8 protein-coding genes are annotated in these 13,909 nt (G+C 64.6%); 6 read left to right on the top strand and 2 right to left on the bottom strand.

Annotated features, from left to right (window positions below):
- Positions 1–6: 6 nt before the first annotated feature.
- A complete protein-coding gene (locus AC3A3W_RS11985; protein WP_487443043.1) occupies positions 7–786 on the bottom strand; it encodes an alpha/beta fold hydrolase in 780 nt (259 codons plus the stop codon).
- Positions 787–1,125: 339 nt separating this feature from the next.
- Here AC3A3W_RS11985 and AC3A3W_RS11980 point away from each other — a divergent pair, with 339 nt between their 5' ends.
- A complete protein-coding gene (locus AC3A3W_RS11980; protein WP_487443041.1) occupies positions 1,126–4,782 on the top strand; it encodes a galactose oxidase-like domain-containing protein in 3,657 nt (1,218 codons plus the stop codon).
- A 259-nt stretch (positions 4,783–5,041) separates the two neighbouring features.
- On the opposite strand, the gene AC3A3W_RS11975 is transcribed toward AC3A3W_RS11980, so the two are convergent.
- Positions 5,042–7,354: a PKD domain-containing protein gene (locus AC3A3W_RS11975; RefSeq protein ID WP_487443039.1), complete on the bottom strand. Its 2,313-nt coding sequence runs from the start codon at positions 7,352–7,354 to the stop codon at positions 5,042–5,044.
- 614 nt (positions 7,355–7,968) lie between these two features.
- On the opposite strand from AC3A3W_RS11975, the gene AC3A3W_RS11970 reads away from it, so the two are divergent.
- The 5 genes from AC3A3W_RS11970 (at position 7,969) to AC3A3W_RS11950 (ending at position 13,893) form a co-directional block, all read left to right on the top strand.
- On the top strand, positions 7,969–9,249 hold the full coding sequence (locus AC3A3W_RS11970; RefSeq protein WP_487443037.1) for an ABC transporter substrate-binding protein: 1,281 nt from the start codon (positions 7,969–7,971) through the stop codon (positions 9,247–9,249).
- Positions 9,250–9,316: 67 nt separating this feature from the next.
- Entirely contained in the window at positions 9,317–10,204 is an 888-nt protein-coding gene (locus AC3A3W_RS11965; protein ID WP_205653500.1) for a carbohydrate ABC transporter permease, read from the top strand.
- Positions 10,204–11,157, top strand: coding sequence for a carbohydrate ABC transporter permease (locus tag AC3A3W_RS11960; protein WP_487443035.1), 954 nt, complete (start codon positions 10,204–10,206; stop codon positions 11,155–11,157). Before AC3A3W_RS11965 ends, AC3A3W_RS11960 begins: the two co-directional genes overlap by 1 nt.
- A gap of 69 nt (positions 11,158–11,226) precedes the next feature.
- Complete coding sequence (locus AC3A3W_RS11955; protein ID WP_487443033.1) at positions 11,227–12,270, top strand: LacI family DNA-binding transcriptional regulator; 1,044 nt, start codon at positions 11,227–11,229, stop codon at positions 12,268–12,270.
- Positions 12,271–12,309: 39 nt separating this feature from the next.
- On the top strand, positions 12,310–13,893 hold the full coding sequence (locus tag AC3A3W_RS11950; protein WP_487443032.1) for a glycoside hydrolase family 32 protein: 1,584 nt from the start codon (positions 12,310–12,312) through the stop codon (positions 13,891–13,893).
- Positions 13,894–13,909: the final 16 nt, after the last annotated feature.

The following is a 13,909-nucleotide window of genomic DNA, read 5'->3' as shown; positions in this document are numbered from 1 at the left end:
CGTATATCAGCGGAGTTCTGCCTTTCGCAGGCCTTCGGCCCGGTCCCAATGCTCACGCAACAATCCAGCGAGGCGTTCGGGCTCGATCCGGTGCGGGGGATCGAAGTGATGTCGTTCGTCGAAAACCTCGACGCGGAAGTCAGGGAAGACAGTCGAGAGCCGCTGGGCAACCTCACCGTAGTCGTCCGGGTTGCTCTGGCCGCCGAGGGCGAAGAACACCGGCTTGTCGAAGCGGGCCAGCCGTGCCCGGTCCAACTCATAACTCGTGAACGTCTGCAGGAACGCCTTAATGCCGGCCGGCCGTTTGGCCATCCACGGCGGCGGGGGACCCGGAGGCGGTGGCGGAAGGACGACGTCGGGCCTCACCCCCAACCTCATGAACGCGGGCATGAACTGCGCCGGAGGCAGCAATTCCAGTTGGCCGTACTTCTTCCAGACCTCCGCGTGCGCAGGGCTCCAGTCCCAATTTCCTGCCCAGGCAGGCTCGAGCAGGGCCAAGCTCAGTAGGCTCTTCGGATGTTCGGCCGCGAAAGCCAGCGCCGCCGCTCCGCCCCCGGAATACCCGACGAGGTGAAAGGTCTTCCAGCCGAGAGCGTCGGTTGCGCGCAGGACGCCGTCAACCTCGGTGTCCAGGCTCCAGTCGCGCGGAGGCACATCGCCTGCGTAGAGTTCCAAGTCTTTGGCGACGGCCTGGACGTCCGGTCCCAAGGCCTCCATCAGCGCGCCATAGGCAGGTAGGGCGGGGAGCACGGCTCCCGGAAGCAGGATGGCCCGAATCGGTCCCATGGGAGGAGTTTACGCCCGGAGCGACAGCCACAGCGGAAGTTCTCGGGCAGCTGGCGCCCCAGCTCGGACGGTCCCTTGGCCGCCGTCGAGCCCGTGGCTTCGGGTGTCATAGCGCTTTGCCTGGCGGCTCAACGAACTGCGCACGTCCAGGCCAAGTAGCTGCTGGACGAGGGCAGGCAGGAACTGCTGATCTGCGAGTGGCTGGCGGAGCGAAGACAGGTAGTGAGTACTCTGGCCCGATGTCCCGTTGGGTCCGTAAGCTCCGATCCACCACGTCTGGGCTCAGCAGACACGGCTTGTGCGTTCCAGTATTGGCCTGCCGTCTGAGGGGTAGAGACTATGTCTGTTGTGAGCCGTGTTCGGTCCGCCCTCTCCAGGATGAGCGGCAGGTCGGCCCTGACGGCGCCGGTCACCGCAGTGGTGGCGGCGTCCCTGCTGCTCGGAGGATCCGTGGCATGGAGCCGGACGGATGCGCAGGTGGTGGCTCCGCACGACTCCTCGGGCGCGAACGGATCACATGTACACATCCCGGTGCTGCCGGCCGCCGCGATGGAGCAGGCTCCCGCTCCGCTGCTGCGGGACGGGTGGATGGTTTCGGCCAGCGACGAAGAGGTTTCGGGCGAGAACGGCCGGGCCGTCAACGTCCTTGACGGGGATCCCGCCACGTTTTGGCAGAGCAAGGGCTCGGTGTCTGCTGCCCCGGTGCCGCATACCCTCACCATCGACACCAAGGTGACGCAAAACATCTCGGAGCTCCGTTATCTCCCCCGCACTGACGTCGAGAACGGGCGGATTGGCAGCTTCGAGATCACGGTGAGCACGAACGGCACCATATGGGGCTCTCCGGTGGCCCACGGGACCTGGGCGGACAACAGCACCGAGAAAAGCGTGACGTTCGCGGCTGTAACGGCGCGCTATGTGCGGATGAGAGCCGTCACCGAGGCTGGCAACCGCGGTTCTTGGAGCAGCGCCGCAGAGATCTACCTGGTCGGTCAAAGCGGCACTAGCATGATGAGCACGCTGGCGACGGATGGGGCGGCGGGATCCTGGGGTCCGACGATCAACTTCCCGCTGGTTCCGGCCGCAGCGGCGCTGCTTCCTGGCAACAAGCTGCTGACGTGGTCCGCGTACTCCCCTACTACCTTCGGCGGCAGCAACGGCTTCACTCAAACGTCCACGTTGGACCTCACCACCGGTGCGGTGAGCCAGACCCAGGTGGCCAATACCGGTCACGACATGTTCTGCCCCGGGACCTCGGTGCTGCCGGACGGGCGAATCATGATCAGCGGCGGCAGCAACAGCACCAAAACCACCCTGTACACCCCTGCGACAAACACCTGGACCGCGGGGCCGGCGATGAAGATCGCCCGCGGCTACCAGTCCAACGTGACCACGTCCACCGGTGAGGTGTTCAGCATCGGCGGGTCATGGTCGGGCGGCGTCGGCAACAAGCACGGCGAGGTGTGGTCCGAGGCTGTTGGCTGGCGAACACTGCCAAATGTGCTGGTGGACAACATCCTGACCGACGATCCCGAACAACGCCACTCAGACAATCATTCCTGGCTGTTTGCCGCCCCTGGAGGCCGGGTGTTTCACGCCGGGCCGAGCCGGCAGATGAACTGGATCAGCACCACCGGCACCGGCAGCATCGCCTCGGCCGGGCTTCGGTCCGACAGCCCGGATGCCATGAACGGTGACGCCGTCATGTACGACATCGGCAAGATCCTCACTGTGGGCGGGGCGACCGCCTATAAGAACACGCCTGCCACGGCACGGGCTTACACCATCGACATCAATAACGGAGTCACCGCCGCCCGGACCGCAGACATGGCCATCAGCCGGTCCTTCGCTAACGGTGTCGCGCTGCCCGATGGTCAGGTGTTCGTGGTCGGCGGTCAGGCCATCCCCGTTCAGTTCACCGACACGGATGCCAGGATGGCTCCGGAAATCTGGAACCCGGCCACCGGACTGTGGACCACGATGGCACCCATGGCCATTCCCCGGACCTACCACAGCGTCGCCGTGCTGCTCCCGGATGCCCGGGTATTCGTCGGCGGTGGCGGCCTGTGCGAGGGAAGCTGTACGACCAACCACCTGGACGGAGAGATCTTCACGCCGCCGTACCTGCTGAACGCAGACGGCAGCGCGCGTGTCCGGCCGGAGATTGTGACCGCACCGGCCTCCGCTGCCCCCGGCAGCACGATTGCGGTGACCACCGGGGCGCCGACCACCAAGTTCTCCCTGGTGCGGATGAGCACAGTGACCCACACCGTGAACACCGACCAGCGGCGGATCCCGCTGACCGCAACGGCGGTTTCGGGCAACACCGCGTCGCTGACCTTGCCGGCGGATACCGGCGTGCTGGTGCCGGGCAATTACCTGCTCTTTGCAATGGATGCCAACGGGGTGCCCAGCGTCGCCTCAACGATCAATATCGGGTCCCAGCCACCGCCCTCCCCTCCGTCATCGGGGACGGTGACTGCGGTCAGCTCAACTACGTCTAGCGCAGCAACAGCCAGCACCACCGTGGCATTGACCAAGCCCGCCGGTGCCGTGGCCGGTGATGTCCTGGTGGCTTCCTTTACCGCCGACAAGAACCCCGCGGCGGCTGTCCCGGCGGGCTGGACTGCGATCACCAACGGGCTCTCCATCAGCACCGGAGCACGGGTCTTTGCCTATTACCGCGTTGTCGGCTCGTCTGACCCGGCAACCTACACCTGGACGCTGAGCACCGCTGTGAAATGGGGCGCCGGGGTCACTGCATACCGTGGCGTCGACAACACAACCCCTCTTGACAGCGCTGTCGCCACCGCTGTCAGCACAAGCTACAGAGCCACGAGCATCGCCGTCCCCAGCGTGACCACCGCGAGCAACGGCGCGATGGTCATCGGCGGCCTCGGCTTCGACAGCTCCACACCCGGGACCACCCCGCCGACGGGCTGGACCGAACGCTGGGAAACCACCGCCGGCCAGATCGCCGAACAGGCAGACAAGACGCAAGCCACCGCCGGCGCCAGTGGCACCGCCACCTGGACCTTCAGCTCCGCCAAAGCCGTCGCCGCCTGGCGGACCGCCCTCAAGCCCGCGGGGACCGTGGTACCTCCGCCAGACCCCACGGCCCCGGTGGCGTCGTTCACGGCGGCGCCGGTGTCCGGAACGGTGCCGTTGGCGGTGAGCTTCACGGATACCTCCACCGGTGGCCCGACGTCGTGGGCGTGGGAGTTCGGCGACGGCGGCACAGCGACTACGCAGAACCCCTCGCATACCTACACTGCGGCCGGGAGCTACACGGCCCGGCTGACGGCGACCAATGCCGCCGGCTCGACGTCGAGTACGCGGACGATCACGGTGGACGCGGGTGGCGGCACGTCGCCCGGGATTGCGGTGCGCAGCTTCAGGACCGCGTCCACGGAAACTGTGACCACCACTGTCTCCTTGCCGGCACCGGAGGGCCGGATCGCGGGCGATGTGCTGGTGGCATCCTTTACGGCGGATAAGAATCCCACGGTGGCGGTTCCGGCGGGCTGGACCGCGATCACCAGCGGGCTGTCGATCAGCAGCGGTGCACGCGTGTTCGCCTACTATCGGGTGGTCGGCTCGTCTGATCCGGCGACCTACACCTGGACGCTCAGCACCGCCGTGAAGTGGGGCGGCGGCATCACCGCCTACAGTGGCGTCAACACCACGACGCCGCTGGACAGCGCCGTCGCCACCGCCGTCAACACGACCTACACCGCCACCAGCATCGCCGTCCCCGGCGTGACGACGGCGAGCAACGGTGCCCTGCTGATCGGCGGCCTTGGGTTCGACAGCTCCAGCCCCGCAGCCACCCCACCCACCGGCTGGAGCGAACGCTTCGAAAGCAGCGGCGGCCAGGTCGCCGAACAAGCCGACCGGACCCAGGCCACCGCCGGAGCGACGGGCACCGCCACGTGGACCTTCAGCATCGCCAAAGCCGTCGCAGCCTGGCGCACCGCCCTGAAGCCAGCCAGCTGACCGCCGGCACCCAAGGATTGGCCACCGGATCACGGGCACTGCATTCGCTGCTAAACCCAGTACCGTTTCACATCGTCCAGATCCGGGAAACCTATCCTCCTCGGCAGTATCCGTGGCCCGCGACCCTGATCCCCACATGCGTGCCGCAGCCGGCAGCCCGAGTATGGGCTCCTGGCCAGATGGCCGCGCCGGCCGTTCGCAGTGATTTGCTCGCGTATCCCCGATATCCCAGGTACGTCCCATCGACGAACCCCGGAGGTTAGCTGGCAGGCTTCAGCGCGGTCCGCCATGCTCCGACAGCCTTGGCGGAGCTGAAAGTCCAGGTGGCGGTGCCGGTGGCGCCGGCGGTTGCCTGGGTCCTGTCGGCCTGTTCGGCGATCTGGCCGCCGGTGGCTTCCCACCGCTCCGTCCATCCGGTCGGTGGGGTCGCTGCCGGGTTGGAGCTGTCGAACCCAAGCCCGCCGATCAGCATGGCCCCGTTGCTCGCCGTGGTGACACTGCCGACGGCGATGCTCGTGGCCGTGTAACTCGTGTTGACGGCGGTGGCCACTGCACTGTCCAAGGGCGTGGTGGTGTTGACCCCGGTGTAGGCGGTGATGCCGCCGCCCCACTTGACGGCCCTGCTCAGCGCCCAGGTGTAGGTGGCCGGGTCAGAGGAACCGACGACGCGGTAGTAGGCGAAAACCCGTGCGCCCGCCGTGGACGAGCTGGCGATGCTCAAACCATTGACGATCGCTGTCCAGCCGGCGGGGACTGCCACCGTGGGATTCTGGTCCGCGGTGAAGGACGCGACCAGGACATCGCCGGCAGCCCGGCCCGCCGGTGCGGCCAATGCCACCGTAGCGACGGCCGTGGATGAATTCGCGGTCGACGAACTCCGGGCAGTTATCCCCGACGCCGGCGGGGCCGGGTTGACGGTGAGTGTGGCGGTGGCGGATGTTGAACCTCCGCTGTTAGTGGCGGTCAGTCTTACGGTGTAGGTCCCGGCCGCCGTGTACGTGTGTGAAGGGTTTTGCGTGGTTGACGTAGCTCCGTTGCCGAAATCCCACGCCCATGAGGTCGGCGAACCCGTGGAGGTGTCTGTGAAGTTCACCGTCAGGGGAACAGTGCCGGACGTGGGTGCAGCGGTGAAGGAAGCGACCGGGGCCGCCGGTCCGCCTGGCGGGTTGACCGTGATGGTTCTGGTGCTCGATGTTGAGCCGGCGGCGTTGGTGGCGGTCAGCCTCGCCGTGTATGTCCCGGCCGTGGAGTAGGTATGTGACGGGTTTTGTGTCGTCGCCGTACCACCATCACCGAAATCCCAAGCCCACGAAGTCGGTGAACCGGTAGAGGTATCGGTGAAGTTCACAGTCAGTGGAACCGTGCCGGACGCGGGGCTCGCGGTGAAGGAGGTCGTAGGCGGGTTGCTCCCCGCCGGCGCGATACTGAATGCATCCGTGTATGTTCCGTTGGTAGCCACGAACGCGGCATTCATTGACGTCGAAGTGAACTGAAGGTCCAGTAGGCCGTGGCTCGGGTTGGAATTCAATCCGGAGTATGCCGCGAAGTAGGGCGCTTCCGCATCGGCGGCGTTGACGTTGCGCAGCGGCCTTCCGCCGGTGCCCACAGTGGCGAAGATTGAGCCCGCTCCTTTGTCGAGGGCATTGTCCGGATCCCTTACGCAAGACGGGTTATAGGCGTTTGGCTGCAATCCCGTGCATCCGGCGGCCGTGGCGAGCTGCTTGCTCCGCTGATAGTGGTGCTCGTGGCCGTTCAGGACCAGGTCCACTTTCTTGCTGAGGAGCAGATTTGAAAGGGCGGGTCCGGCGACGCAGTCGTAGATGCCCACGGAGATGCAGGGCGCGTGCATGCCCACCACAACCCACGGGATAGACGCCGCACGGGCGCCGTCGATTGCGGTTGCCGTCCAGTTGTATCGGGCACTTCCCGCGGAGTAGTCCCAAACACCGTCAGAGAACGGCATCCCGGGCGAGATGAAAACGAAGCGAACCAGCGGGTTTTCTTGCGGCACGTCAACGTAATACTGCCTGCCGTACGTCCCGATTACCCCGGGCAACTGGTTGGGCAGGCAGGCAGCGAAGTCGTTGATGTTGCCATTCAGCCCGTTGCTTTCATGGTTTCCGGAGACCAACTGGAATGGAAATCCCGGGCCTGTACGCGAGGTCACGAAATCGCACCATGCCTGCTCCGCCCCTGTGGCACCGTAGGAGAGATCACCGAGAGCCAGATGCAGGTCAGGCTTGATGGCACCAATCCTGGTCAGGACCCCATCTGCCTCGGCAGTGGCCGAGTAGTCACCCGCCGCCGTGACGCGCAGCTGGCCCGGCACTGCAGGGATAGGTGCGGCCGCAGCGGCAGACAGCGGGCTGGAACCTTCTGTCCCGGGACCGATGACCAACGATCCGCCCAGAACCAGGGCCGCGCTGGCCAAAGCCACCGTCAGGAATCTTCCGACGCTCATGGCAGACGCTCCCATACCCCGAAGTTTCGTCCTTGAGCGGCCCAGCAACGCCACCTTGGGGCGGGCCCGCTTGAGGTCTTGACGGACCGGGACGTTGAGCTTGTCTGTCATGATGCTCCTGCCGTTCGTGCACGGTGCTGGCGCGTTGAGGTGAAGGGCCGCCGATAGGCCCAGTTCTTCCAATGTAAGAGAAGGACTCTTATCAAGTTTTCTCAATCGCCATTCATTGGCGGACGAAAGACGAGGGCCCTGAGTTCCAGCCTCAGGCCCAGCCAGACTGACCGGGGAACCTTGAGAAACCCTGCGGGGACCTTGGAGCCGCGGCGGCCCATGTGGGGGATGCACGCCGCGGGAGCAGCGCTGGGGCCTACGGTCGTGTCTGCGTCGCTGAAGGAGAATGCGTCGCTGAAGGAGAAGCGAATACGGCATCTTTACGGGCTCGACTTTGTTAAGGCCCGACCCGGTAGGAACAACTTTAGCGGTGTGAAGCCAGCGGAGAGCTGGGCGGTCTGCCAAATTTGCCAAAACGGTTTGTCGCCTGTCTAGGCCTACGTTAGGGCTTTCTGCCCTCGGCCGTCAACAGGTGGAATGTCGGCCCAAAAAGTGATGCTTGACACTTCTCAAGAAGTGGTCCTAAGGTGAGTGCCAAGTCGTTTTAGCAAAACGGTTTTTCACCCCAGATTCAGTCTCGCCATTTCCGTTCGAGAGAAAGTGAGTCGACAGCGATGTCCACTCGAAAGACCATCAACAGGTTCGCCACCATCGGCGGCATCTGCACCGCCGTCGCTCTTGCGGCCACCGGGTGCGGCGCAGGGGGCCCGACTAACTCGGGTAGCGCCGGCACCAGCACCGTCAACGTCCTGGTCGAGGCCGGCGGCCACGCCGAGCTGACGGGCGTCGCCGAACAGTGCAAAAAGGACGCCGGAATCGACGTGAACTTTGTCGAACTGCCCTACGACGGCATGTTCAACCGGCTCTCCAGCGAGTTCTCCTCCGGCAATGTTTCCTTTGACGTAGCAGCCCTGGACTCCGTCTGGCTGCCCAGCTTCAAGGATGCCGTCCAGCCCATCGATGAAATCTTCACCGACGAGGCCAAGAAGGACATCTTCCCCGCCCTCCTGAAGGAAGCGAACGTGGACGGGCACTTCATCGGCCTGCCCGCCTGGACAAACGCAGAAATCATCCTCTACCGCAAGGACCTGTTCGAGGACGCCAAGAACAAGGCCGACTTCAAGGCCAAGTACGGGTACGAACTCGCCGCACCCACCACCTGGAAGCAGTACCAGGACATCTCAGAATTCTTCACCAGGGACGGCATGTACGGCACCGACGTCAAGGGCGGTGTGGAAACCGAATGGCTGGCCCACGTCCTGCAGGCCGGCTCGCCCATGGTCCTGGACGAAAACAACAAGGTAGTCATCGACAACGCCGCGCACAAGGAGGCCCTGGACTTCTACGTCAGCCTCACCAAGTCCGCTCCGTCCGGTGCCGCGCAGGTCGACTGGGCTGCCGCCCAAAACCTGTTCAACCAGGGCAAGACCGCAATGACCCGCTTCTGGGCACACGCTTACCGGCAGATCCCCGCGGACTCACCGGTCGCCGGCAAAGTGGGAGCAGCTCCCATGATCGCCGGATCCGCCGGCATCGGAGGCGTCCCGGGACCCTGGTACCTCTCGGTCCCGAAGGCAACCAAGAACGCTGATGCAGCCAAGAAGTTCATCAAGTGTGCCTATGACAACAACAGCATGGGCATTGAATCCAGCCTCGGTCTGGCCTCGCGCATCTCAGCTTTTGAGAAGTACCAGGACAAGGAAGGCTACGAAAGCTTCGGGCCGCTGATCGAAACCCTCAACGGGAAAGCCACGGCCACCCGGCCGGCTACCGAGAAGTGGCAGCAGATCGTGGACACGGTACTGGTTCCCATGCTGCAGAAGGCTGTGGCCGGCGGGGACTCCGCCACGCTCCTCGCCGACGCTAAAAAGCAGATCGAGGACCTCCTCAAGTAAGACCCCCGTGGCCGGCACTTGACTCACCGGTGCCGGCCACGGTCCCCAACCAGCGGAAGAGAAAACCGTGCGTATCTCCGATCGCCGCTTCGCCCTGTACCTCATGACCCCGGCGGCGCTGTTCCTGGCAGTTTTTGTCGCCTTCCCGCTGTTCCGCCTCGTGGCGGACAGCTTCTTCAAGATCTCGCCGATCGCCGGCGGCCCCCGCGACTTCGTGGGTCTGGATAACTACTTCCGGGCCTTCGCCTCCGAAGCCTTCATGGGTGCCGGATGGCGGACCTTGGCCTACACGCTGGTCGTGGTCACCCTCGAATTCGCCCTCGGCCTTGGCATGGCACTGCTGTTCACCACCCTTGGGAGAAGCTCCCAAATCTGGCGGACAGTGTTCATGTACCCACTCATGATCGCGCCGATCGTGGCAGGCCTCCTCTGGAAGTTCCTGATGATCGACAACTTCGGCCTCATCGGGACCCTCCTGCACCAGGCCGGCATCCTGTCCAACCCCAACCAGATCGGGTGGCTCTCCGATCCGGATATTGTGCTCTTTTCCGTGGCCATTCCCGACATCTGGCTGACCACATCGTTCATGTGCCTGGTGCTCTTCGCCGGGCTGCAGAACATCCCCGGGGACCTGATCGAAGCAGCACGCCTGGACGGCGCCCGCGCACCGGCGATGCTGTTCCGCATCATCCTGCCCCTCCTGCGGCCGGTCATCGCCGTGGCACTGGTGGTCCGCGGCATCGATGCGGCCCGTGCGTTCGACACCATCCTCATCCAAACCAACGGCGGCCCACAATCCGCCTCGGAAACCATGAGCCTGCTGATCTACCGGACCATGATCCGCTTCGGTGACCCCGGACTGGCCAGCGCCATGGGAACCGTCTACCTGCTGGCCATGCTCGCCGTCGCGTTCGTCGCGGTGTCCACCATCTGGCGGCCAGGAAAGGACAACTGATGCGCGTCGCTGAACGAACAACGCACGACGGCGGGAAGGCAGCAACGGTCGTTGCCGCACCTTCCGTGCCAACCACCACGGGGAGCAGCGGCCGCCAGCGCCGGGGCGTCAACCGTGAAGGCCTGGAAGCGGGCCGGCGGAGCACCAGAACCCTGCTGTGGGTCCTCCTCGCGGCAGCCATGGTGCTGTACGGATTCCCGTTCCTGTACCTGCTCTTCACATCCTTCAAAACCCCGATCGACACCATCGCGGTGCCGCCGACCATCCTCCCGCGGGAATGGACGCTGGAGAACTACACCAATGCACTGGGCCGCAGCGGAGTCCTCGCCTCCTTCATCAACAGCATCCAGACGGCCATCATCAGCACCGTGCTGTCGCTCGTGCTGGCGGTACCGGCGGCCTACGGCATCACCCGTTACCAAACCCTCAGCGGCAGGATCTTCATCATGGCCGCCCTGGTTACCCGCATGGTGCCGCCGGTGGCGATCGGTATTCCGCTGGCTTCGATGATGGCAGCGGTTGGCCTTTCAGATACTCCCATCGCCCTGTCCATCGCCCACACCACCATCTCGCTGCCGCTCTCGATCTGGCTGATGTCCAGCTTCTTCGAGGCGGTGCCGAAAGACCTGGAGGAAGCTGCGACTGTGGATGGCTGCAGCAGACTCGGAGCCCTGTGGCGGGTGGTGATCCCGGTGGTCTCCGGCGGCATCGCCGTCACCGCGATCTTCGCCTTCCTGGCCTCCTGGAACGAGTTCCTCTTCGCACTCCTGATGACAGCGATCCGCTCCCAGACGACGCCCGTGGTGATCGCGAACTTCCAGACCCAGTTCGGCCTGGACTGGGGATCCATGACGGCGCTGGCCGCCGTCTACTCCATCCCGGTCATCCTTCTCACCCTTCTCTTGCAGCGCAAGATCGTCGCAGGCATGACGCTCGGCGCCATCAAGGGCTAGACCACCAACAACGAGTAGCCTACTGGTGATGCCCCAGAGCATCACCGACCATAAGGACGTGGGAGACAGATGAGCAACAAGAACATCGGTATCAAGGACGTGGCCGTCGCCGCCGGCGTCTCCGTGACAACTGTCTCCCACGTCCTCAACGATGTTTCCTACGCCCGCATCAGCCCCGAAACAAGGGACAAGGTAAAGGCCATTTCGGAGCAACTGGGCTATGGCCCCAACCGCCTTGCCCAGGCCCTTCGCACCCAGAGGACCGGCATGCTGGGGCTGGTCAGCGAGGAAATAGCGACGACACCCCACGCGGGGCGGATCATTCTCGGTGCGGATGAGGCCGCGCGCGCCCGGGGCTACAACCTCATGATCATCAACACCTCGGGCTCGGCGAGCCCGGAGTCCCGGGAGGCCGACGTTGAGACCCTCCTGGAACGCCGGGTGGACGGAATCCTTTACGCCACCATGTACCACCGCAACGTGGAGCTGCCGGCCAACCTCGGCAGCGTGCCCTCCGTCCTGGTCGACTCGGTGGCCACCGGCGGAAACATCACCGCCGTGATCCCGGACGAAGAAGGCGGTGCACGCGCCGCCGTGGGCGCGCTCCTCGAAGCGGGCCACACCCGGGTGGGCTTCATCAACAACACCGATGATGTCCCTGCAACCCGTCAGCGGCTGCAGGCCTTCCGGGCCACATTGACCGAAGCAGGGCTCGACGGCGAGGCGGCACCTGTCGAGTCCGAGATCTCCGAGGTGCAGGGCGGCTACGAAGCGGCCCGGCGGATCCTGGCACGCGAGGACCGGCCCACCGGCCTGTTCTGCTACAACGACCGGATGGCGATGGGAGCCTACCGCGCCGCTGCGGAGTTGGGACTCAGCATCCCCGCTGACCTTTCAGTCGTCGGCTTCGATGACCAGGAACTGATCGCCGCCAACCTTTATCCGGGCCTCACCACCGTGGCCCTGCCCCACTACGAGATGGGTGCCTGGGCCACCGAGCACCTGATTGACGCCGTCGAGGGGAAGACCGACCTTGCCCTCATGGCACTGCACCCGACCATTCTGAGCTGCCCGCTGGTGCGCCGCGATTCCGTCGCGGCTCCCCGGCAATAGTCAGCCAGCCCCTTCCACTTCCCAAGAGGACCGCCAGACATGTCCAGTCGCCTTGATGCCGCACGCCCGGAAACAGCCCAGGCCGGAACCTCCAGGTTCCGGCCTGCCATCCACTTCACGGCAAGGGATACCTGGCTGAACGATCCCAATGGCCTGGTTTTCTACGACGGCCTTTACCACCTGTTCTTCCAGAACAACCCGTACGGCAACGTCTGGGGCAACATGTCCTGGGGCCACGCCACCTCCCGTGACTTGCTGCACTGGACGGAGCACCCTGTTGCCATTGCCTGCGACGAGACAGAGGACATCTTCTCGGGGAGTGTCGTGGTCGACCACGGCAACACGTCCGGTTTCGGCACGGCGGACGCACCTGCCCTCGTGGCCATTTACACCAGTGCCTACAAAGCCGCGTCCGAACACAGCGGTAAGCAGGCCCAGTCTCTGGCCTACAGCACAGACGCCGGAATGACGTGGCGAAAATACGAAGGAAACCCTGTCCTCACCAGAAACTCCGCGAACTTCCGCGATCCCAAAGTCTTCCGCTATCAAGGGGCCTACGGTGCCTGCTGGGTCATGGTCGCCGTCGAAGCGCAGCACCAAAAGGTGGTCTTCTATCGCTCGGAAGACCTCAAGTCCTGGGACTTTCTGAGCGACTTCGGGCCGGCCAACGCCGACGCCGGCGAATGGGAGTGCCCCGACCTCTTTCCCCTGCCGGTGGACGGGGACCCGGACAACATCAAATGGGTACTGATCGTCAACGTAAACCCCGGCGCAGTGGCGGGAGGTTCCGGCGGCCAGTACTTCATCGGGCACTTCGACGGCGCCCGGTTCCTCCCGGACGCCGGTTCACTCGCGGTGCCGGCAGGACTGGGCTCCCTCCCCGACCCCAAGGCGCGCTCTGCGGCCCTGCAGGAATGCCTGTGGCTGGACTGGGGACGCGACTGCTACGCCTCCGTGTCCTTTAGCAACGTCCCGGATGACCGGCGCATCATCATCGGCTGGATGAACAACTGGGACTACGCCAACGAGCTGCCCACAGCCCCGTGGCGGTCCTCGATGACCCTCGCCCGCGAAGTGCGCCTCACAGCAGTCAACGGCTCGGCCCGTCTGATCCAGCAGCCGGTCCTGGCCGACCTTTGCGCAGGAGACGAGCTGCCTTCTGCCGAGGACCAAATGAATGCAGACGCCTTTGAGCTGCGAAATTCAGCCTTCCGGTTGCCGGATGCGGTACCCGGCAGCGCCCAGATCATCGAGGCGGAGATACGGCCCGGAAGCGCCGAACGTGTTGATTTCCGGCTCTACGGAAGCAGCGACGGGAGCCAGGGCACCATCCTTAGCTACAACGCAACCAGCGCCCGACTCATCCTTGACCGCACACAATCAGGAAACACTGGCTTCCACGGGAAATTCGCTTCGGTCGAGTCTGCACCGGTCGACTTGGAAAACGGTGTGCTCAAATTACTCATCGTCGTGGACCACTGCTCGGTCGAAGTATTCGCACAGGGCGGCAAGGTCGTCCTGACTGATCTCATCTTCCCCGAAACCGAAAACCCGGAGAACTGGCTATCGGCTGGGGGAGGCTCGGCAACAATACTGAAGCTGGCGGTCTCAACACTCACCTAGCCGTCAAGGGCTGCGG

The sequence above is a fragment of the Arthrobacter sp. Soil_N43 genome (assembly GCF_057655195.1).
This window is presented reverse-complemented; position numbering and strand designations above follow the sequence as displayed.